Annotated in this window: 15 protein-coding genes; 8 read left to right on the top strand and 7 right to left on the bottom strand. The window is 40.0% G+C overall.

What is annotated here, in order from left to right; all coding sequences use genetic code 11:
* The first annotated feature begins 3 nt into the window (after positions 1–3).
* The 7 genes from N0B48_RS15240 (at position 4) to N0B48_RS15210 (ending at position 12382) form a co-directional block, all read left to right on the top strand.
* Positions 4–2238: a GH92 family glycosyl hydrolase gene (locus N0B48_RS15240; RefSeq protein WP_259839616.1), complete on the top strand. Its 2235-nt coding sequence runs from the start codon at positions 4–6 to the stop codon at positions 2236–2238.
* A 30-nt stretch (positions 2239–2268) separates the two neighbouring features.
* A complete protein-coding gene (locus N0B48_RS15235) occupies positions 2269–3696 on the top strand; it encodes a glycoside hydrolase family 125 protein (RefSeq protein ID WP_259839615.1) in 1428 nt (475 codons plus the stop codon).
* Between the two features lie 181 nt (positions 3697–3877).
* Positions 3878–6022, top strand: coding sequence for an endo-beta-N-acetylglucosaminidase H (locus tag N0B48_RS15230; RefSeq protein WP_259839614.1), 2145 nt, complete (start codon positions 3878–3880; stop codon positions 6020–6022).
* A 58-nt stretch (positions 6023–6080) separates the two neighbouring features.
* Positions 6081–8492 (top strand): endo-beta-N-acetylglucosaminidase H, encoded by a 2412-nt coding sequence (locus tag N0B48_RS15225; protein WP_259839613.1) that lies wholly within the window; start codon positions 6081–6083, stop codon positions 8490–8492.
* A 191-nt stretch (positions 8493–8683) separates the two neighbouring features.
* Positions 8684–9547, top strand: coding sequence for an ROK family protein (locus N0B48_RS15220; RefSeq protein WP_259839612.1), 864 nt, complete (start codon positions 8684–8686; stop codon positions 9545–9547).
* A 17-nt stretch (positions 9548–9564) separates the two neighbouring features.
* Positions 9565–11835: a GH92 family glycosyl hydrolase gene (locus N0B48_RS15215; protein WP_259839611.1), complete on the top strand. Its 2271-nt coding sequence runs from the start codon at positions 9565–9567 to the stop codon at positions 11833–11835.
* 49 nt (positions 11836–11884) lie between these two features.
* Positions 11885–12382 (top strand): cupin domain-containing protein, encoded by a 498-nt coding sequence (locus N0B48_RS15210; RefSeq protein ID WP_259839609.1) that lies wholly within the window; start codon positions 11885–11887, stop codon positions 12380–12382.
* 165 nt (positions 12383–12547) lie between these two features.
* Here the strand turns inward: N0B48_RS15210 and N0B48_RS15205 are convergent, their stop codons facing one another.
* The 5 genes from N0B48_RS15205 to N0B48_RS15185 all read right to left on the bottom strand — a co-directional run bounded on the left by N0B48_RS15205 (position 12548) and on the right by N0B48_RS15185 (position 18794).
* Positions 12548–15238, bottom strand: a complete 2691-nt coding sequence (locus N0B48_RS15205; protein WP_259839608.1) for a TonB-dependent receptor domain-containing protein — start codon at positions 15236–15238, stop codon at positions 12548–12550.
* A 68-nt stretch (positions 15239–15306) separates the two neighbouring features.
* Positions 15307–15675: a hypothetical protein gene (locus N0B48_RS15200; protein WP_259839607.1), complete on the bottom strand. Its 369-nt coding sequence runs from the start codon at positions 15673–15675 to the stop codon at positions 15307–15309.
* Between the two features lie 19 nt (positions 15676–15694).
* Entirely contained in the window at positions 15695–16336 is a 642-nt protein-coding gene (locus tag N0B48_RS15195) for a hypothetical protein (RefSeq protein ID WP_259839606.1), read from the bottom strand.
* Between the two features lie 78 nt (positions 16337–16414).
* A complete protein-coding gene (locus N0B48_RS15190; RefSeq protein WP_002982671.1) occupies positions 16415–17101 on the bottom strand; it encodes a response regulator transcription factor in 687 nt (228 codons plus the stop codon).
* A 145-nt stretch (positions 17102–17246) separates the two neighbouring features.
* Positions 17247–18794, bottom strand: coding sequence for a sensor histidine kinase (locus N0B48_RS15185; protein ID WP_259839601.1), 1548 nt, complete (start codon positions 18792–18794; stop codon positions 17247–17249).
* Between the two features lie 202 nt (positions 18795–18996).
* Here N0B48_RS15185 and N0B48_RS15180 point away from each other — a divergent pair, with 202 nt between their 5' ends.
* Positions 18997–19485, top strand: coding sequence for an SRPBCC family protein (locus N0B48_RS15180; protein WP_259839600.1), 489 nt, complete (start codon positions 18997–18999; stop codon positions 19483–19485).
* A gap of 252 nt (positions 19486–19737) precedes the next feature.
* Here the strand turns inward: N0B48_RS15180 and N0B48_RS15175 are convergent, their stop codons facing one another.
* A complete protein-coding gene (locus tag N0B48_RS15175) occupies positions 19738–20079 on the bottom strand; it encodes a hypothetical protein (RefSeq protein WP_259839599.1) in 342 nt (113 codons plus the stop codon).
* 3 nt (positions 20080–20082) lie between these two features.
* Positions 20083–22128, bottom strand: a complete 2046-nt coding sequence (locus N0B48_RS15170) for a S9 family peptidase (protein ID WP_259839598.1) — start codon at positions 22126–22128, stop codon at positions 20083–20085.
* Positions 22129–22131: the final 3 nt, after the last annotated feature.

Genomic DNA, 22131 nt, shown 5'->3' with positions numbered 1-22131 from the left:
ATTATGAAAAAAGAACTGCTTATATTTTTATCAATGATCCTGTTTTCTCATGTGGGAAATGCCCAGCAACGGAAGGATGATGTCCTTTCATGGGTAGATCCTTTCATAGGAACAGAAGGACACGGCCATACCTTTCCCGGAGCGACTACCCCTTTTGGAATGATCCAGCTCAGTCCGGATCAGAATACCAAAAGTGGCGACTGGGACTGGTGTTCAGGGTATCATTATAGCAGTAAAACCATTATGGGATTCAGTCATAATCATCTCAGCGGAACAGGCTGGGCAGATCTTGGAGATATTTTAGTAATGCCAACCGTCGGGAAAATAAAGATGCTTCCGGGCTCGGAAGAAAAGCCGGAAAGTGGCTACCGTTCGACATTCAGTCACGAGAAAGAAACAGCTTCACCGGGATATTATTCCGTGATGTTGGACAGCTACGGAATTAAAGCTGAACTGACCGCTTCTCCGAGAGTAGGTTTCCATAAATATACCTTCCCAAAGAGTGAAGAGTCCAATGTCATCATTGATCCAACCAATAAAATCTTCGGGAATATTTACCATACACTAGTAAGCATAGAAGGAAACAATAAGATCAAAGGATACTGCTACAGCAACGGCTGGGGCGGAAAACGTTTTGCTTATTTCGTGATGGAATTTTCAAAACCGTTTAAATCCTATGGAACTTATTCTGAAGGAAAAATAAAAGAGAACGAAAAAATTGCTCTTGCTAAAGATGCCAAAGCTTTCGTGAGATTTTCAACTGAAGAAAATGAAAGCATTGAAGTAAAAGTTTCTCTGTCTCCGGTAAGTACCGAAGGTGCTCAGGAAAACTTTGATGCAGAAGCTAAGAACGTAAATTTTGCTCAAGCTAAAGAAACGGCTCAGAATACCTGGAGAGATCTTATCAACAGATTCCAGGTGACTGGCGGTACAGATGACCAGAGAAAAATCTTCTATACCGGAGTGTATCATACATTTATTGCACCTAATCTGTATATGGATACCAATGGAGATTATATAGCCGCTCAGGAAAACATGAATACCAAATGGTTTACGAACTACAGTACATATTCCTATTGGGACGGCTTCAGAGCAACGCACCCTTTGCTGACCATTATGGATCAGAAACATACAAAAGAATTTGCCAACTCTCTGATCAGCAGATACACAGACCGTAAAGACCACATGCCTATCTGGGAATTGTGTGGATATGATAATTTCTGTATGCTTGGTTACCACAGTGTTTCGGTGATTTGGGACGCAATTTCCAAAGGGGTGCCAGGAATTGATCAGGAGAAAGCATTTGCAGCAATGAAAGATGCTTCCTTAACGGACAAAATGAGCAGCAGCGATGGCGGAGGAGGCCTTAATGATTATATTAAATTAGGTTATACTCCATCAGAAAACGGAGCTTCAGTTTCTGCAACGCTGGAATACGCGTATGACGACTGGTGCATTCAGCAGCTTGCTGAAAAATTAGGTAAAAAAGAAGAAGCAGAAGTGTATAAAAAGCGTTCTATGAGCTTCCTTAACACCTTTAATAAAGAAAATAAACATTTCTGGCCAAGACAGAAAAACGGAGAATTTTTACCGGATTTCACTTTAAATGACTGGAAAAAGTTACAGCCGAACTGGGTTTCCGGAAATATATGGGCGTATGATTTCTTCGTTCCTCACCAGATCGATGAAATGATGAATTTATACGGCGGAAAAAAAGGATTTGAAGAAAAACTGGACAAAACCTTCACCGAAGAACTTAAAATGATCGGTGAGCAGCACGTGGATATTTCAGGATTCATCGGTTCTCTGGGATTCGGTGATGAGCCGGGACATCATGTTCCTTATCTGTATAATTATGCGGGAGCTCCTTACAAAACCCAGAAAATGATCAAGTTCATCCGCGATAATATGTACGCAGCAAAACCGGACGGCATTGTCAACAACGAAGACTGCGGCCAGATGTCTGCATGGTATATTTTCTCTTCACTGGGATTCTATCCGGTGACTCCCGGAAAACCTGTATACGCTATTGGTGCACCACAGTTTCCGAAAGTAGCCTTAAAACTGGAGAATGGAAAAACCTTTACGGTCATTGCAGAGAAGATCTCGGATAAAAATATCTACGTTCAGAAAATGTTCCTGAACGGAAAAGAATTCAAAAGCTGGGAAATCAACCACAGTGATATTATGAATGGGGGCGAACTGAAATTTGTCATGGGAAGCAAGCCTGTAAAATAGATCAAAAAAATAACGAAATATAAAAGTATAATGGAAAGGAGAAAATTTATAAAGACAAGTGCACTGGCAGGAGCAGGATTGATGTTTACTCAAAATGTTTTCGCAAAAACGTTGAGCGTAGAAAATTTCCCTGTAGTCCGCGTTTCGAAAGATAAAAGACATTTTACGAGTGAAGCGGTAGAAAGTGCAATTGAAGCTTTTAAAAAGAAAGTGAAGAATAAAGAGCTGTCATGGCTATTTGAAAACTGCTTTCCCAATACTTTAGATACTACCGTTTTTTATAAAGAAATTAATGGAACTCCGGATACCTATGTTATTACAGGAGATATTGATGCCATGTGGCTTCGGGACAGTTCTGCACAGGTTTTTCCATACCTGCAGTTCTCGAAAAAAGATGAAAAACTTCATCAACTGATCTCCGGAGTTATTCACAAACAGACCGAATTCATCCTGAAAGATCCTTATGCCAATGCTTTTTATAACGATAACAATAAAATAAGCAAGTGGAAAGAATACGATCATACCGATATGAAACCCGGAACCCACGAAAGAAAATGGGAGATCGATTCACTGTGCTATCCAATCCGTTTAGCTTACCACTTCTGGAAGACAACGGGAGATACAAAACCTTTTGATAACAATTGGTTAAAGGGAATTAAACTGACTTTACAGACTTTCATAGAGCAGCAGAGAAAAACAGGTTTAGGTCCATACCAATTTGAGCGTACAACTGCCTGGGCTACAGACGGAATTCCAATGGGAGGTTACGGTTATCCGACAAAACCTGTAGGATTGATCAATTCTATGTTCCGTCCGAGTGATGATGCTACGATCTATGCTTTCCTTATCCCTTCCAATTTATTTGCAGTCGTGAGTTTACGCCAAGCTGCGGAAATGGTTTCGCAGATCAAAAATGAAAAAGCTCTTGCTCAGCAGCTTAATAGCCTTGCTGATGAGGTAGACGCTGCCATCAAGAAATACGGAATTTACAATCATCCTCAATACGGAAAGATCTATGCTTTTGAAACCAATGGATTTGGGAGTTATAATTTAATGGATGATGCGAATTGTCCAAGCCTTTTAGGCCTTCCTTATCTGGGCGCTGTAAAAGCGGATGATCCGGTTTACATAAATACCAGAAATTATGTTTGGTCAGAAGACAATCCATTCTTTTTCAAAGGAAAACTGGCAGAAGGAATCGGTGGGCCGCACATCGGTCTTGATATGATCTGGCCAATGAGCATCATTATGAAAGCCCTTACAACCAAAGACAGAAAGGAAATCAAGTGGTGTATAGACACTTTACAGAAAACCCATGGAGGAACAGGCTTTATGCATGAGTCCTTCCATAAAGACAATGATAAAAAGTTTACCCGAGAATGGTTTGCGTGGGCCAATACATTATTCGGAGAACTGTTATGGAAAACCTTTAACGAGAATCAAGATTTACTGACTTAGACTCGATATTTGCAGAAGGTGGCAGCATGCCCTTTATTCCCGTTTTTTTAGTTGCAGTGTTTTACAAAGAATTCATTGAGGGAAAACTTTATGAAATTCTCAGTCCGTAGCTGATCATTTTCTTCTTTTTAAGAGAGAATGAATAGATATAAATACATCAAAATAACTTAAAAAAAACATTATGAAAAAAGCCATTACTACTTTGATCCTCATGATCATCCATGCTATGCCTGTGCTCAATGCACAGCAGCTTAACCCTACGGGAATATGCTATGTAGAGGTGAACAATAATAACATCCTGAATGCCGGAGCCTATAAGTTGCAGACATCGGGTAATTATCTGTTTAATGTCGTGAATATTTTTGCTGCCAATATCAATTACGATACAGGCCGTGGAAGAGCCTATCTGAGCAATAATAACAACGTAACCAAAGTGCTCACCAATGCCAATACGTATATAAAACCGCTTCAGGATAAAGGGATGAAAGTCGTTTTAACCATTCTTGGAAATCACCAGGGAGCAGGTTTCTGTAATTTTCCAACCCGTGAAGCAGCGCGTGATTTTGCACAGCAGCTTGCCCATACGGTAAATACTTACGGTCTGGACGGAATCGATTTTGATGATGAATACTCAGATTACGGGCAAAACGGAACAGGTCAGCCCAATGACAGCTCTTTTGTGATGCTTGTTCAAGAGTTAAGAGCGCTGCTTCCGGATAAGATTATCTCATTCTATTATTATGGACCCGCCGCTTCAAAACTTTCCTGGAACGGATTAAGAGTGGGCGATTATATCAATTACAGTTGGAATGCCTCATATGGAACTTTTTCCGCACCTAATGTTCCGCCTCTTACGAAAGCACAGATTTCTCCTGCAGCAGTCTGGATGGGAAATACCTCTAATGCTACAACAACAAGTTTAGCCAATCAAACCAAAACCGGCGGATACGGACTTTTCCTTTGGTATGATCTTCACGGAACCAATGAGACAGCACAACTTTCTGCCGGAACACAAACTTTATATGGACAGCAAACGGTTTTAAGCACTCCTTTGCAGTCATGGACGGCCGGAGCCAATTGTGATGCCCCAATCGGATTATTCACCAGCAACCTTACCGGAACAAGCGCAAAACTAAACTGGTCCGCCGTAGGAACCAATACCTATGATGTAGATTATAAATTATCTTCAGCTACCACATGGACTACTGCGGCAACGGCTACTGCGACTACATCCGTTACGATATCAGGATTGACGGCCAATTCAGAGTATGACTGGAGAGTCAGAACAAATTGCAGCGTTAAAAGCACCTATATTTTCGCTCCGAGATTCAAAAGTGTGGGCGGAACAATTCCATCCGGATCAACATCGCTTTCATTAGACGGGACCAGTGAATCCGGTTCTGCCGGAAGTATCAATTTAAACGGTTCAGCATTATCTTTTGAAGGTTGGATTAAACCATCATCTTTCAAATCAGCAGCTCCTTACATTTCTTCCGTAATGGGAACAGAGGTGAGCGACAGTAATTCAGCATTTTTAAGACTTGGAGATGCAAGTCTTGCCAACAACAGACTTCAGTTTGTGGTAAGTATCAATAATGTTCAGCAAAAACTGGCATCAGCTACAGCATTAAATGCCAACACCTGGTATCACGTTGCTGCAACGTATGACGGCTCTGCTATGAAGATTTATATCAATGGCGTTCTTGATGCAACCAAATCCCAAACCGGAAATATTGCTTCCAACGGAGCTTTCAATGTAGGATATTTATACAATACATCCAGAAATTTCAGTGGTAAAGTAGATGAAGTCAGAGTTTGGAAAAGAGCATTGACCCAGACAGAAATCAGCCAGAATATGTGTAATGTAACACTGCCGGCTACATCTCTTGCTGCGTATTGGAAATTTAATGAAGGGAGTGGTTCTTCAGTTCAGGACAGTTCAGGGAACGGATTGGCATTAACATTGACAGGGGTGGATGCCTCCAATTGGGGAACAGATATCCCATGTTCGACAGGCACTCAAAAGACTTCGTCGAATGCAAAAAATAAAAAGGCAGGCCCGGAGCAAATAGCCGCCAAAAAGCAGATCAAATTGTACCCTAATCCTTTGGGTTCATCTGCACCGCTTACGGTTTCTGTTCCTGAAGAATATAACAGAGGAAAATTATCGGTTTATAATTTTAATGGAGGTGTTGTAGAAACCCAGGCATTACAGTCCGGAGATCACCAGTACAATCTGTCGAAACTTTCGATGGGTAATTATATCATTCAGTTTGAATCTCCGGACGGAGGTTTGAAGCAGACAGAAAAACTAATTATAAAATAAAACAGCAGCCATTGGGCTTCGGCCCGATGATTTTACCGACCATTAAAATGAATAGACTATGAGAAAAAAATCCATTCTTACTGCCCTGATCGCACTGGTCATTCAAGCGGCATCCGGACTTCATGCACAGCAGCTCAATCCTTTGGGCGTATGCTATGTAGAAGTGAATAACAGCAATATGCTGAATGCAGGATCTTATACCCTACAGAACACGAACAGACAGCTTTTTGATGTCGCCATTATTTTTGCTGCGAACATCAATTACGATGTATCCAAAAGCAGAGCTTACATTTCCAATAATAATAACGTAACCAAGGTATTGAATGACGTCAATACGTACGTAAGACCTTTACAGCAAAAAGGGATTAAAGTGTTACTGGATATCTTAGGAAACCACCAGGGAGCAGGAATCTCCAATTTCCCGAATCGTGAAGCGGCCCGTGATTTTGCCCAACAGCTTGCCCATACCGTTTACACCTATGGCCTCGATGGTGTTGATTTGGATGACGAATATGCAGGCTATGGAAATAACGGGACAGGACAGCCGAACAACAGTTCTTTTGTTATGCTTCTGCAAGAACTTAAGTTAGCGATGCCGGATAAGCTGATCACTTTTTATTACATTGGTCCAGCGATATCAAGACAGAGTTACAATGGCGATGCAGCCGGGAATTATATCAATTACGCCTGGAATCCGTATTATGGGACATATAATGCTCCTTCAGTACCACCGCTTGCCAATTCCAAACTTTCAGCGGCGGCTACCTGGATACAGAACAGTAATCCACAGTCAACGTCTCCTGCAACTCTTACAACGCTTGCCACCAACACCATCAATGATGGGTACGGAGTGTTTATGTGGTATGATCTTAATGCGGCCAACAATGCCAGCTACCTGAGTACGGGATCCAATATTCTGTACGGTGAAAATACTTTGCTTAGCGGCCAGCTTTATTCCTGGACTCAGGGAGATGCCTGTGACCCGCCTTTAGGACTTGAAGTAACGAATACCACAGGAACTTCAGCGAAATTAAACTGGACAGGCAATGCTTCCCAGACTTACAATATTGATTACAAACCAGCGAGTTCAACCACGTGGGTGAATGCAGCGACCAATTTGTCCGGAAATAATACCATTATCAGCGGACTTACCTTGAATACTGAATATGACTGGAGGATACAGTCGAATTGTTCTGCCACCATAAAAAGTACCTATCTTTTTGCGCCCCGTTTTAATTCCGGGAGTGCATGCGGAACACCATCAGGCATGAAGTCTGAAAGCTATCTGGGAACTTCCACTAAATTATCCTGGGACGCCGTAGCAACAGCTTCTTCTTACAATTTACAGTACAAAACATCTGCAGCAACAACCTGGACAGATGTTCCAAATATTGCAACAAATTCTTATACGCTTCCGGCTTTAACGGAAAATACAAACTACGTATGGAAAGTACAGGCCGTATGCGGGGGAGCAAATACCAGCGTATATTCTGGTGAATCAACGTTCAATAGTGGATTTACTCCTGTACAAAGCCCTGGTGCGAGATCACTTTCGTTTAATGGTAGCACGCATTATCTGAATGCAGGGCAGTTTAACCTAAGCGGAAATGCCGTAACCTTCGAAGGATGGGTGAAAGTGAATGCATTCAAACCCAATTTTCCCTATATCTCATCGGTAATGGGTATTGAAGTAGGGGACAGTAATTCTGCAATGCTGAGGTTTGGCGATGGAAATTTGGCTAATAATAAACTACAATTTATATTAAGCTTCGGATCTTCTCAGATAAAGCTGAATTCTGTGAGCACATTCAATACCAATACATGGTATCATATCGCGGCTACTTATGATGGTTCGGCTATGAAAATATATGTCAATGGTGTTCTGGATGCAAGTGTTCCCGCCTCCGGTAATTTCACAGCAAACGGTATTCTTTATCTGGCCAGAAATTATGAGAATGGCAGAACCCTTAATGGATTCTTAGACGAATTCAGAGTGTGGAAAAAAGCATTAACCCCAACGGAACTTCTTGCCAACAACTGCAGTGTTCCTGCCAACTCACCGAATCTTGAAGCGAACTGGAGAATGAATGAAGGCAGCGGAAACGGAGCTTTGGATGCTACAGCCAACACACACTTTGCGACTCTGATCGGGATGAGTAATACCAACTGGAGAACAGATGTAGCCTGTACTGCGCTGTCAACACAGGATATTTCTTCGGAAAAAAATCAGGTGGGTTATGTGTATCCAAACCCTGTTAAAAAAGGAAATGACATCCACTTTGTCATCAAAGACAAATCTGCCAGCGAAATCACATTGTATGATATGGCAGGAAAATTAATAATCAATAAAAAAATAGATAAAAATGATATGGTGATCAGCAGCCAGAATTTATCTGCAGGAACCTATATCTATACCATACATTCAAAAGAAAGTAAGACACCATCTTCCGGAAAAGTGATTGTAGAATAAAAGAGTAATCCTCATTAGGTAAATAAAAAGTAAAAATAAATTAGGGGATTTTTATTATGGGCAGACAGGGAGCCAACCGGCTTTCTTGTCTGTCTGTTTTAATAGTAAAAAGTATAGTTTTGGATCTTAGAACGATGCTCGTCTGATATCTGACGTCTGAAATCTAGTATCTGAAAAAAAATCATAGAATAATGCAAAATATAGTAGGAATAGACATTGGCGGTTCGCATATTACCATGGCGCAGGTAGATCCGGAGAAGCGCGAAATCATCAGTTCTACATATGTGAGAGAACATGTGGATTCTTTCGGGGCAAAGGAAACTATTTTTTCCGCCTGGGTCTCTGCCATTGAAAAAGTGACCCATGATTTGGTTAAAAGTAAACTTCTCATCGGTATTGCGATGCCCGGTCCTTTTGATTATGAAAACGGGATCTCACTGATGCAGCAGGGGAAATTTATCGATATGTATCAGGTCAATATCAAACAGGAACTGATTGAAAGACTTTCCATTTCTCTCGATCAGATTTATTTTGTGAACGATGCTGGAGCTTTTCTTGAAGGAGAAGTTTTTGGTGGCTGCGTACGGGAGTACAGCAAAATTTTTGGAGTTACCTTGGGAACAGGCTTGGGGACAGCTTTTTATGATGGAAAAGTAGCCTCAGATGAAGATTTGTGGGATTCGCCTTTCAAAGAATCTATCTGTGAAGACTATCTCGCTACACGTTGGTTCGTGAATCATTATAAAGCTTTAACCGGTGGAGAAATATCGGGAACGAAAGACCTTTTGGATCAGCCGGAAGACATACAAACGAGAATCTTTGATGATTACGCAGATTCTTTTGCAGACTTTATTGTACAATATGTCAAAAGCTACAATCCTGAAGTTTTGGTCATAGGCGGAAATATTGCGAAAGTCTATCCTTATTTTAAAAAGAGGTTAAATCAACATCTGGAAGCTCATAAAATCAACCTTCCTATTAAAATTTCCGCTATTTTTGAAGATGCGGCCATTCTGGGTGCTGCAGGTTATGCTTTGAAGAAAAGCAACAGATAAATTAACAAAACGATATCATGAAGTCTTTATTTTCAACTTTTTTTATTGTACTCAATATCTTTGCGCTGGGCCAGGGAATATCGCCTGCAGATTATGTGAATCCTTTAATGGGAACCCAATCCAAACCGTCGCTGTCCAACGGGAATACTTATCCCGCCATAGGACTTCCCTGGGGAATGAATCTCTGGACACCACAAACCGGAAAGATGGGTGACGGATGGGCATATACCTACGATGCGGATAAGATCAAAGGCTTTAAGCAGACCCACCAGCCATCTCCATGGATGAATGATTATGGTGCTTTCGCCATCATGCCGGGAGTCGGGAAACTAAAATTTAAGGAAGAAGAACGTGCCAGCTGGTTCAGCCATAAAGCAGAGAACGCAAAGCCTTACAGCTACAGCGTTTATCTGGCTGATATCAATGTGACGACAGAGCTTACTCCAACGGAAAGAGCCGCTTTTTTCAAATTTGATTTCCCTAAAACAGACAGTGCGTATGTAGTGATTGATGCTTTAAACAAAGGATCCTACATTAAAATCCTTCCCAAAGAAAGAAAAATTCTGGGCTATACCACAAAGTATTCCAGAGGGAAATACAATAATTTCAAGAACTATTTTGTCATCCAGTTTGATAAAGATTTTGATTTAACGACCACTTGGAAAGACAGCGTTTTTGTGAAAAATCAGTTGGAAATTACCAGCGACCATGCCGGAGCAATTGTTGGATTTAAACTAAAAAATAAAGAAAGCGTTTATGCAAGAACCGCTTCTTCATTCATCAGTTTCGAGCAGGCAGAGCTCAATCTGAAAAGAGAAATAGCAGGCAGAAATTTTGAACAGGTAAAAGCAGATGCTAAAAATATCTGGAATAAAACTTTAGGCAGAATAGAAGTGAAAGGCGGAACAGATCAGCAGATGAGAACATTTTATTCCTCACTGTACCGGACATTGTTTTTCCCTCAGAAATTATACGAAATCGATGCTGAGAACAAAGTAAAACACTGGAGCCCTTACAACGGAAAAATCCTGGATGGAAAAATGTTTGCAGGAACAGGTTTCTGGGATACTTTCAGAGCTTTATATCCTTTCCTGAATCTGGTCTATCCAAGTATCAATATTGAAATGCAGGAAGGTTTGGGTAATACATTCAAGGAAGGAGGATTTCTTCCGGAGTGGAGCAGCCCGGGATATTCTGACATTATGATCGGGAACAATTCAGCCTCAGTGGTAGCAGATGCATACATCAAAGGACTTCGAGGATATGATGTGGAAACCCTTTGGCAGGCCGTCAAACATGGAGCGAATAACGAAGGCCCGATTGATGCAGTCGGTCGCAGAGGAGTAGAATATTACAATACTTTAGGTTACGTTCCTTACGATGTTAAGATCAATGAAAATGCGGCCAGAACCCTGGAATATGCATATGATGATTTCGCCATTTATCAGTTAGGAAAAGCATTAGGAAAACCCGCTTCAGAAATTGATATTTATAAGAAAAGAGCAGACAATTATAAAAATGTATTTGACCCGGAAACTGGTTTAATGCGTGGTAAAAATAAAGACGGAAAATTCCAATCACCATTCAATCCGTTTAAATGGGGCGATGCCTTTACAGAAGGAAACAGCTGGCATTATACCTGGTCGGTTTTCCAGGATATTGACGGTTTGTCTAAATTAATGGGTGGCAAAAAGAAATTCGAAGCCAAACTGGATGAGGTTTTCTCTCTTCCGCCTGTCTTTGACGACAGTTATTATGGAAGCGTTATCCATGAGATCCGTGAAATGCAGATCATGAATATGGGACAGTATGCCCACGGAAATCAGCCGATTCAGCATATGATCTATTTATACAACTATGCCGGAGCACCGTACAAAACGCAGTACTGGACGAGACAGGTGATGGATAAGTTGTATTATGCAACACCGGACGGTTATTGCGGTGATGAAGATAACGGCCAGACTTCTGCATGGTATGTATTTTCAGCATTAGGGTTTTATCCGGTAACACCAGCCACAGATCAGTATGTTTTAGGAGCGCCGCTTTTCAAAGAAGCAGTGATTCACCTTGAAAATGGTAAGAAAATTGAAATAAAAGCACCGGCCAACAGTGCTGAAAATCTATACGTTAAATCGTTAAACGTAAATCTTCGGTCTTATTCAAAAAACTGGCTCAGTCACAAAGAACTGATGAATGGAGCCGTACTGGAATTCCAGATGGACAGCAAGCCGAATAAAGAGAGAGGCTCACAGGAAAAGGATTTTCCATACTCCATGTCGAAGGAATAATGATCAACAAACTTTATATTTGAAAATAATTTTAGAACACGAATAAATTATGAGTGCAGAGAAAACAGAAATATTCGATAAAGTAGCAAAAATGCTGGAAACCCAGGGTTTTACTATGGCGGCAAAAGATGATGCAAGACCTTGGGGTGGCTTTTTTGTGATCGATGAAAATCAGGCTCAGGATTTTGCCAATCAGTATTTTGACGGAATCGATGTAGAAAGTCTGAAAATAGGCGGAAAACTGAGTCCTAAAATCCTCGTGGTTGCTCCAAATGCCCGTCTAAGCTGGCAATATCATCATCGCAGAGCTGAAATCTGGCAGGTGGTGGAAGGTACGGTTGGGATCAAAACAAGCAATACCGATGAAGAAGGCGAGTTGAAAGAATACCATCCAACAGATCAGATCAAACTTCAGCAGGGTGAAAGACACAGACTGATTGGACTTGACGGTTGGGGTGTAGTAGCTGAAATCTGGCAGCATACCGATGCTTCCAATCCGTCGGATGAAGATGATATTGTAAGAGTACAGGACGACTTCGGAAGATAATCTTCTATGATATAAAAAGTAAAAACAGCATCGGTTTGATGCTGTTTTTTTATGTTGTGAGGAAATATAAACCTTATAGGTTTCGAAAACCTATAAGGTTTGTTTGTAGTAAGTATATCGGCTCCTTTATCAAATCAACTTTGTATTTAAAAAAGAGTTTAATCATTAGAAAGTCACATCAAGACCCACATAAAAATTAGCCTTCATAATAGGCGCATACACCATCCCGCCATCAAAATAATTTCCAAAAGGATTTCTGAAATCAACAATGGCATTTTTCTGATAATAAGACGTAAGGTTTTCACCGCCTACATAAGCTCTGATCTTTTTATTAAAGTTCCTTGAGATCTGTGCATTCAATACGGCATAAGAATCAGAATATACCGGTAACTGGAATTCAGCTGGATTGCTTGAAGTATCCGGAAGTCTCTGTTTTCCTACCCAGTTCAGGGTCGTGTCGAAACTCCAGAATCCTCCATTGTTATTTTTATTCGTTGCATAGGCAAGATTCACAAAACCTCTATGCTTGGCCATGAAAGGAACTTCTCTTCTGCCATCGATATAATCTGCCTGAACATCATAATATTTATAAGCCAATCTCACATCAAAGTTCTTGAAAGGCGTAAAATCCCACTGCGTCTGGAAAGAGTTCGCAAAAGATTTTCCTTCCAAATTATAGAAGGTCAGCTGCTGTGGAGAACGGTCAAGATCAACAAGCACCTGATCCTGGAAATCTGTTCTGAAAAAATCTGCAACAATGGATGATTTCCTTCCGAAAAGTTTGAATTCCTGCTGTAAGCTGGCTCCATAGTTCCATGCGATTTCAGGTCTTAATCCATAAATATTTCCACCGTTCTGAAGGATTTGAATACTTCTGTTCGATGCAAAATACTGTTGGTTTTCTGCAAAAACATTAGCCGTTCTGAATCCTCTACCCGCAGAAAGCCTTAAAATCGTCTGAGGCGTGAAGTCATATTTAAAATTAAGTCGTGGCGTAAACTGAGTGCCTGCAAGATTGTGGAAATCTGCTCTGGCTCCAGCGACTAAAGTATATTTTAATCCTGTTAAAGTATACTCTGCAAAAATTCCTGGCACGATCTCATTTCTCTTCATATCATCCTGTAAATACGTTTCCTCGTAGCCGTCATACAAAAAGCTGGCTCCGGCTTTATACTTGTGATTTGTATTCCCGATGATGCTTTCAAAGATTAAATTTGAATAATAGGTATGTTGTTTTCCGGCATAATTTCTCAGTCCGAAAAAGCTGTCCTGCTGGTGATACACATACTGGTTCATCCAGCCTAAGCTCTGGTATGGCTTTCCTTTAAATACATATCCTGTTTTATTCCAAACCTGGAATCTGGAAATATCAATTCCGACACCATAGGCACCTTGCTTGTCCTGAGGCAGTTTTTTGTCAAATCCGATCTGTCCGGCTGTTCTCTCATCTTTGATGAAATTAATCCCGAAATGAGATCCGAATCCCGATTTTTCAAGATCATTATAATTAAGGAGATAAGCTGCATTAATCTGCGTTCCTTTCGGTCTGTCCAGGAAAGTATCATGATTCATATCCGTATCTCCGAAAGTTCCGTTTCCATGCAGTAAAAAGGTCTGAGACCATTTTTCGTTGATAGGAGAGACGCTCGTGATATTGGCTTCCGCTCTTCCGTTGAAATCAGCGAAAATATTTAATGAAGTTTCAGGTTCTTTAGCATTTTTCAAAAGTTCAGTATTGATCTGTCCTGTAATGCTTTCATAACCATTCGTTACCGTACTTCCACCTTTTGTCAACTGAATACTTTCAATCCATCTTCCGGGAATGAAATTCAGTCCATAAGCAGAAGCCAAACCTCTGATCTCAGGTAAAAGCTCCTTCGTTAAACTGGTGTATTTCTGATCCAGACCCAGCATTTTCAACTGTTTGGTTCCAGTAACGGCATTGCTGAAGGAAACGTCAACTGTGGCGTTGGTTTCAAAGCTTTCTGACAGATTACAGCAAGCCGCTTTCAGTAATTCCTTTTTATCAATATTAAAGACAAGTCCTGCTTCTTTTTTGCTTAATGCAGTAGCCGCTTTTGAACCGGTAATGGTAACGCCTTCAATGTTTTTTTCAGACGGTTGATGATCTTCAGTCTGAGCAGCCGGCTGATGCTCTTTGTGGTCGTTCTGCTTTGTTCCTTCTTCGAAATGAACATTCGGGTTCGCTTCTCCAAGTGGAATATCTCTATCATACAGACAACATCCCGGAAGGTTTTTGTAAACTGCATCCGTTGTTTTGTATTTTTCATTGTCATGACCTGCATCGGCAATAGCTTTCAAAACCTGGTCTGATGAGGTTTTTGAAGGGTCAAAATCTAAAGTGACCGTTTGCTTTTCTGCACTCCATTCTGCGGAATCCGCACCGGCTGTTTTAGCTGCTTTTTCGATTCTTGCTTTGCACGAAGCACAGTTTCCTTTTACATAAAACTCATTTTCGTTTTTAGCATGTTGCTGATGATGAGCTTCTGTGGGAGAAGGCTGAAGGTCCCTTTTGTAATGACAACATCCCGGAAGACCTGTATAAGCATTGTCCGGTGATTTGAATTTTTCATTGTCGTGACCTGCATCGGCTACTTTCTTTAAGATTTCGTCTGTGGAAACTTTACCGTCGGTTTCAAGGGTTAAAGTCTGCAGATCAATAGAATAAACCGCAGTTTTAGCACCTGCTTTTTTGGCCGCAGTTTCTATTCTGGTCTGGCACATTTCACAGTTTCCTTTTACTTTGAACTGGTTTTTTGAAAGATTTTGTGCTGATATAAAGTGTACAGACAGGATCATTAGACCAAGAATAAACTTGGAAATATATAATTTCATTTTGTTTAAAAGTTTTGATTAATTAAAAACGGTCCCTTAAAATGCTTAACGGACTCACTGTTTGAGAATTAACCTATCTTAGGCGGTTGCCAGATCTCTTTTAAACGGTCTGATAAATGAGGCGGTGAATAATGGAACTGAGGATTCTTATTGGCTTTGTAATAAGACAGTTCGAAATGTAGATTTTTAGAAAACGGTGTTTCTATATACGTGTAGCATGCCACACACGTTGAACAGCAGTCATCATTGCATGAGGACTTTGTATCGTGATTTTTGTGGTCTTTGCTGTCTTTTGAAGTATGATTTTTGCAGCAGTCGCTCTTTTCGGACTTTTCTTTACAGCAGGTATCCTGCATAGATTGAGAGTAGAAACTGTCTTTAGGAACTAAAAAAATTCCTAGACAAAAAATAACTGCAAGAATGTGAAACAGCTTCATCTCTGCAAAAATACAAAAATTATGACAATGGATCACCAACTTTTAAAGCACAATTGTGCCAAGGTTCTCCGTGTGCCGGGTTCAGTTTCGGTTTTGGCCCCGTTGGCGCTGGTGCCGTTACCGGACCGGGAACGTTTTGTGCACTTTGAACAGGTTGTGGTGCGGGTGTTGGGGTTGGTACCGGTGCAGGTTTGCTGCTTAATGGCTGTCCGACAGGGATATCACATCTGTGACCTGGTTGCCCGTGTGGAGGGTTCATGCCTGGAGCAGTTTTCACCTGTTTTGCATTATTGTCAACCACTACTTTTCCTGCCGACATCGAGTTAGCATCTATTTTAATGGGATTGTTTGGGTTTTGGCCGGGAGCAGTCTGTATTGCCGTTGGGCTTACATTAAGCGGCTGTCCGACAGGAATATCACATCTGTGACCTGGCTGTCCGTGAGGAGGGTTCTTGATTCCCGGTGCTGCTGCAATAGGAGCAGGATTTGGATTGGACTGTACGCCTGCCTGATCCAGCAGAGAAGCTTTAGAAGCTGAGTTAACGGTTACATTGGGCTGTTGAACAGCGGCTTCTTCCTTTAAATAAGTCGCCTTTTCGTCTTTATTACATGAAACGGCCAGTAAAGAGATGGCGATAACGCCTAAGAATGTATTTTTCATATCCAATCGTATGAAACAAAATTAGCAAAACATTTTCAATTGTTTTGCTAATTTTATATTTATAATCTGAATTCAGGACTAATTTTTAACCAAAAGCCTGAATCCTTCCCCGTGAACGTTGATAATTTCCAATCCTTCGTCGTCTTTTAATAACTTACGAAGTTTTGCGATATACACGTCCATACTTCTTGCGGTAAAGTAATTTTCCTTTTTCCAGATCTTTCTCAAAGCCAGGTCTCTTGGCATGAAGTCGTTTCTGTGGATACAAAGAAGTTTCAACAGCTCATTTTCTTTTGGTGAAAGTTTGTATTCTTTATCACCTACTTTCAGCTGTCTCAGCATTGAGTCGAAGAAAATGTTACTGATCTTGAACTGCTCCTGTTCTTCATTTTCTAAAGTAGAGCTTCTCTGCAGGATCGCTTTGATCTTGTATAAAAGAAGTTCAGTATCAAATGGCTTTGTGATATAGTCGTCCGCTCCCAGTTGGTACCCTTTCAGGATATCTTCTCTCATATTTCTTGCTGTAAGGAATATGATAGGGGTATTTTTATCGATTTTTTTTACGTCTTCCGCTAATGAAAATCCGTCTTTTTTAGGCATCATTACATCAAAAATACAGATGTCAAATTCATTTTCTGTAAATTCTTTCAATCCCTGTTCTCCATCTGTGGCAAGGGTAACCTCAAAGTTATTGATGGTCAAATAATCCTTCAGCACTGCCCCGAAACTCTGATCGTCTTCTACTAATAATATTCTGTTGCTCATGATTTTAATAATTAAAAATTAATGATTAAAAATTAAGAATGAACGTTCTCACTCTATCTTCTATATTTTGTTATTTGGTTCGATATTTTATAATTGATGAATGATTATTGATCTGTCTTATCATTCATCGCTCATCATTCATGACTTAGGTTATTGGCAATTTTATCGTAAACGTACTTCCATTACCTTTATTGGAATCTACGATGATTTGCCCTTTGTGCAATTCTGCAATTTTCTTTACATAAGAAAGTCCCAGTCCCTGTCCTTTTACATTGTGGATATTTCCGGTTTCTTCTCTGAAGAACTTTTCAAAGATTTTGGTTTTGTTCTCCGTTTCCATTCCCATTCCTTTATCTGAAATCTCTATGATGTACCAGTTTCCTTCATTTCTTGTTTTCACATGGATCTCAGGAGCTTCGGGAGAATATTTATTGGCATTGTCCAACAGGTTCACCAGCATATTGGAGATGTGGAATTCGTCTATTTTAAAAGTGTAATTGGACGCATTGAATTCCTGGGTCAGCGATCCGTTTCTCTGCTTTACAATAAGATTGAAAGATTCTGTGGTTCTCTTGATCAGCTCACGTACATTGGTTTCCCTTAAGAACAGCTCTACTTCATTTCTTTCCAGTTTAGACATATTCAGGACATTTTCCACCTGCTTCTTCATCCTTAAGTTTTCCTGCTTGATCAGTTCCGAGTAGTATTTTACCTTCTCAGGATTGGTCGCGATCTTGTCATTGGCCAAAGAATCTGTAGCTACAGAAATGGTTGCGAGCGGCGTTTTAAACTCGTGAGACATATTATTGATGAAGTCTGTCTTTACTTCTGCCAGTTTCTTCTGCCTCATCATATAATTAATGGAAATAATATAAATTCCAAGAATCGTCAGTAGAGAAAGAAAGGTTCCCAGAAGCATCGGCCAGTTGTTCATGGCTAGCGAGTATTCTTTTTTAGGAAATACCAAAGCCAGACTGTACAAAGTCCGGTTTTTTATATCTGTAAAAAGAGGGTAGGTATAGGTACTGTTGTCTTTTTTCTCTTTGTATGCTTTATTGGCAACACTGGTGAGCTTGTTGTTCTGGTCTATAACTCCATACCCGAACTTGGCAGTGATGCCTTTTATTTTCAGCTCTTTTGCGATGACTGAATCAAGAATTTTTGGATCCACTCTTTTAGCGATCGGAAGATTGGTCCCTACCACTTTTACGAATTCCTTCACTGCATAATCTCCGTTTTCAATATCGGTGTTAAGCTCTGAAGTCAAAAGTTCCCGGTTGGTGGTATCCTTTTTTACCTTGTAGGCGGCGTTGTCCGTATATAAAGTAGTCAGCTTCAGAGTGTCCCCTTTTTGAGAAATCGGAAGCTGTGTCTTTGATATAATATTTTTGGAATAGATGATTTGGCGCTGGGTTCCGGAATCTTCTACCTGTTGAATGGTGGTTAAAGAAGGTTGGTCTTTACCGGCAGTGATATTGTTTCTTAAATTACTATAGCCTTGATTCAGGTATTTATCAGCTTCAATTTCCTCAATATTTTTTGAAGTATTTTCTAAAACAGAGTAGACTTTATTTGAGAATTCCTGCTCCAGAGCACCGTAATAACCTTTCAGCCAATAAAATTGGAGCGTAACAAAGACAATCAGTGAGATTGTCATAAACACCGAAATTATTGGGATGAATTTATTATTCATTATTTAATTGTATATATATTGAGAAAAATGAATGTTAAAATTAATTATTTTAAGACTTCATAAACAAAAAACGAGCCAAAAAATTGTTTAATTTCTCTTAAAAGGGAGTTTTTTAACAATTATTTATGAATTTTAAATTACTTGTCCTATGGAAAGTCCTCCAAACTGAGAAATTAACTAGCTTTGGTAAAAATAATTACTTATGGAATCTAATATCGTTTTTAACAAAGATTTTGACTCGAACACAGTTTATGTCATGACAGTTTATGATTCTGATGTTTCAAAAGTGTGGGATTATTTTACCCAATCTGAATTACTGGATCAGTGGTGGGGCCCAAAACCCTGGAAATGTGAAACCGTAAACCAGGACTTTAAAGAAAGTGGAATCTGGCATTACGCAATGGTTGGCCCGAACGGTGAGAAATCATACGCACAGGTTCAATACGGCGAAATCATGGAACACCGAAGTTTTGACGGGCTGGATTCTTTCGCTGATGAGAAAGGAAACATCAATGAAAATTTTGGACAATCGAAATGGCTGTTCGGATTTACAGGGATAGAAGAAGGAGTAAAAGTAACCGTCAATATTCATTTTCCATCTCAGGAAACGATGAAACAGCTTCTGGAAATGGGTTTTGAAGAGGGATTTAAAACGGGGCTGACACAGCTTAGGGATGTGTTGATTAGCTGATGTGATAATTTGTTGATAAGATGATACGATGATGTTTTGATTTGATGATTGGGAAATTTGAAAATTTGACAAAGCCGGAGATGTTATCTTTTTTATGTTTTGGCTAAAGCCTTTGGATTTTTTGTAAAAGAAAAGACGGGCTAAAGCCCGTCCCTATTGAATTTTTATATGATTTTAATATTATTGTTACTATGAATCTTAGAGTTGTTCCAATGTACATCATCCTAATCATCTCATCAACAAATCGTCACATCAAATCAATTCTTCCTCCTGAAAATACTGTATAATCGCTTTTTTCATTAGGAGAGACTGTTCGTTGGGTCTTAATTCCGGAAGTTCTTCCAGTTTGTCATATTGTGGCCATCCGTCTTCATAGTGTGTAAATTTGTAGTACCCGAACGGTTCCAGCAGTCTGCATACCGCGATGTGGATCAAATTTACTTTGTCTTCTTTTGTGTATTTTTGTTGGCCGCTTCCAAGTTCCTGTAGTCCGATCAGAAACAAAAGGGTTTCAATCGGAGGATTTTTTTCAGTGTCGAAAGTATCTATAAAGAACTGTTCTATTTTTTTCCAATAATCTCCTTCGTTAACCATAATTTATAAATTATCATTTATTTTCAACAGAAACGCATATTCCAGCGCGTCTTCCTTTAATGATTCAAACCTTCCGCTTGCTCCGCCATGGCCTGAGCTCATATCTGTTTTGAATAATAAAAGGTTGTCATCTGTTTTCAACTCTCTCATTTTTGCCGTCCATTTTGCCGGTTCCCAATATTGTACCTGAGAATCGTGAAGGCCTGTGGTAATAAGCATATGAGGATAATCTTTCGCTTCTACATTGTCGTAAGGCGAATAGTCTTTCATATACTCATAATATTCCTTGTCATTTGGATTTCCCCATTCGTCGTATTCTCCGGTTGTCAATGGAATGGTTTCATCCAGCATCGTCGTCACTACGTCTACAAATGGAACCTGTGCTACAATTCCGTTAAAAAGCTTAGGTTCATAATTAACCACAGCTCCTACCAAAAGTCCGCCGGCGCTTCCACCCATTGCATACATATGGTTGGATGATGTGTAGTTTTCCTTAATCAAATGCTTTCCTGCATCGATGAAATCGAAGAACGTATTTTTTTTGTAGAGCATTTTTCCATCTTCATACCATTCTCTTCCCAGATATTCTCCACCACGGATGTGAGCGATGGCATAAATGAATCCTCTGTCCAAAATAGAAAGCCTTACATTCGAGAAACTGGCATCCACCGTATGTCCGTAACTTCCATAACCATATAACAGTAATGGGGTGTCTGCGGTTTTTTTCGTGTCTTTGTGATAAACCAATGAGATAGGGATTCTTGTTTCTCCATCTCTTGATTCTGCCCAAATTCTTTCCGATACATAATTTTCCGGAAGGAATTTTCCACCCAGTACTTCCTGTTGTTTCAGAAGCTGAGTCGTTTTCTCCTTCATATTATACTCATAGGTTGAGCTTGGCTGCGTCAGCGAGGTGTAGCCATATCGGAGAACTTCGGTATCAAATTCCATATTGATTCCGATATAAGTGGTATATGTTGGATCAGAAAAAGGGAGATAGTAAGATTCCTGAGTTTTTTCGTCAATGATCTTGATTTGAAGAAGTCCTTCTTCTCTTTCTTCCAGAACCAGATAATCTCTGAATATTTCAAAACCTTCCAGCAGAACTTCAGCGCGGTGTGGAATAACGTCTGTCCAGTTTTCCATTCCGCAATTATCGATTTTGGTTTTTACAATCTTGAAATTGGTGGCATCGTCTGCGTTGGTGATGATATAAAATTCATCTTCATAATGTTCAACAGAATATTCCAGATCATCTATTCTTGGCTGAATAATTTTCCAATCTGCAAAAACATTGTTGGAAGGAATGAATCTGTGTTCATCAGAAATCGTACTGGAACTTGCAATGAAAATATATTCCATCGATTTTGTCTTGAAAACATTCACATCAAAAGTATCATCCTCTTCGTGGAAGATCAGGATGTCCTCTGAATCATCCGTTCCCAGCTTATGTCTGTATACCTGAAACGCACGTAGACTTTCATCTTTTCTGATGTAAAAGACATGTTCATTGTCATTCGCCCAAACAGCTTTTCCTGTAGTGTTCAGAATCTGATCCGCGAAAACTTCTCCTGTTACAAGGTTTTTGAAATTGATCGTGTAAATTCTTCTGCTGACATTATCCGATGAAAAAGAAACAAGCTCATTGTTTGGAGAGACAGCTACGCTTCCTACTTCAAAGTAAGTTTCGCCTTCTGCCAAAACATTCACGTCAACTATTATTTCTTCAGCATTGTCAAGACTTTTGTGCTTTCTGCAGAAGATGGGATATTCTTTTCCTTCCTCATAGCGTACAATGTACCAGTATCCGTTAAAGAAATAAGGGAGAGACTCATCGTCTTTTTTGTAGCGGGCTTTCATCTCTTCGAAAAGGTCTTCCTGAAAAGCTTCAGTATCTTTCATCATCACCTCTTCGTAAGCATTTTCTTCCTCAAGGTATTTGATGACTTCGGGGTTTTCCCTTTCGTTAAGCCAGAAGTAATGATCAGTTCTTCTGTCGCCGTGTATTTCTAGTATTTTTTCTATTTTTTTTGCCTGTGGAGCTTTCATCCG

Origin of the sequence: Chryseobacterium herbae, assembly GCF_025154075.1 — a bacterium.
GTDB lineage: Bacteria > Bacteroidota > Bacteroidia > Flavobacteriales > Weeksellaceae > Chryseobacterium > Chryseobacterium herbae.
This window is presented reverse-complemented; position numbering and strand designations above follow the sequence as displayed.

Bases quoted from the DNA above. Each gene is read 5' to 3' on its own strand.
- N0B48_RS15205 (WP_259839608.1), bottom strand. From the start codon at position 15,238: ATGAAATTATATATTTCCAAGTTTATTCTTGGTCTAATGATCCTGTCT.
- N0B48_RS15230 (WP_259839614.1), top strand. From the start codon at position 3,878: ATGAAAAAAGCCATTACTACTTTGATCCTCATGATCATCCATGCTATG.
- N0B48_RS15200 (WP_259839607.1), bottom strand. From the start codon at position 15,675: ATGAAGCTGTTTCACATTCTTGCAGTTATTTTTTGTCTAGGAATTTTT.
- N0B48_RS15215 (WP_259839611.1), top strand. From the start codon at position 9,565: ATGAAGTCTTTATTTTCAACTTTTTTTATTGTACTCAATATCTTTGCG.
- N0B48_RS15240 (WP_259839616.1), top strand. From the start codon at position 4: ATGAAAAAAGAACTGCTTATATTTTTATCAATGATCCTGTTTTCTCAT.
- N0B48_RS15225 (WP_259839613.1), top strand. From the start codon at position 6,081: ATGAGAAAAAAATCCATTCTTACTGCCCTGATCGCACTGGTCATTCAA.
- N0B48_RS15210 (WP_259839609.1), top strand. From the start codon at position 11,885: ATGAGTGCAGAGAAAACAGAAATATTCGATAAAGTAGCAAAAATGCTG.
- N0B48_RS15180 (WP_259839600.1), top strand. From the start codon at position 18,997: ATGGAATCTAATATCGTTTTTAACAAAGATTTTGACTCGAACACAGTT.
- N0B48_RS15220 (WP_259839612.1), top strand. From the start codon at position 8,684: ATGCAAAATATAGTAGGAATAGACATTGGCGGTTCGCATATTACCATG.
- N0B48_RS15195 (WP_259839606.1), bottom strand. From the start codon at position 16,336: ATGAAAAATACATTCTTAGGCGTTATCGCCATCTCTTTACTGGCCGTT.
- N0B48_RS15185 (WP_259839601.1), bottom strand. From the start codon at position 18,794: ATGAATAATAAATTCATCCCAATAATTTCGGTGTTTATGACAATCTCA.
- N0B48_RS15170 (WP_259839598.1), bottom strand. From the start codon at position 22,128: ATGAAAGCTCCACAGGCAAAAAAAATAGAAAAAATACTAGAAATACAC.
- N0B48_RS15175 (WP_259839599.1), bottom strand. From the start codon at position 20,079: ATGGTTAACGAAGGAGATTATTGGAAAAAAATAGAACAGTTCTTTATA.
- N0B48_RS15190 (WP_002982671.1), bottom strand. From the start codon at position 17,101: ATGAGCAACAGAATATTATTAGTAGAAGACGATCAGAGTTTCGGGGCA.
- N0B48_RS15235 (WP_259839615.1), top strand. From the start codon at position 2,269: ATGGAAAGGAGAAAATTTATAAAGACAAGTGCACTGGCAGGAGCAGGA.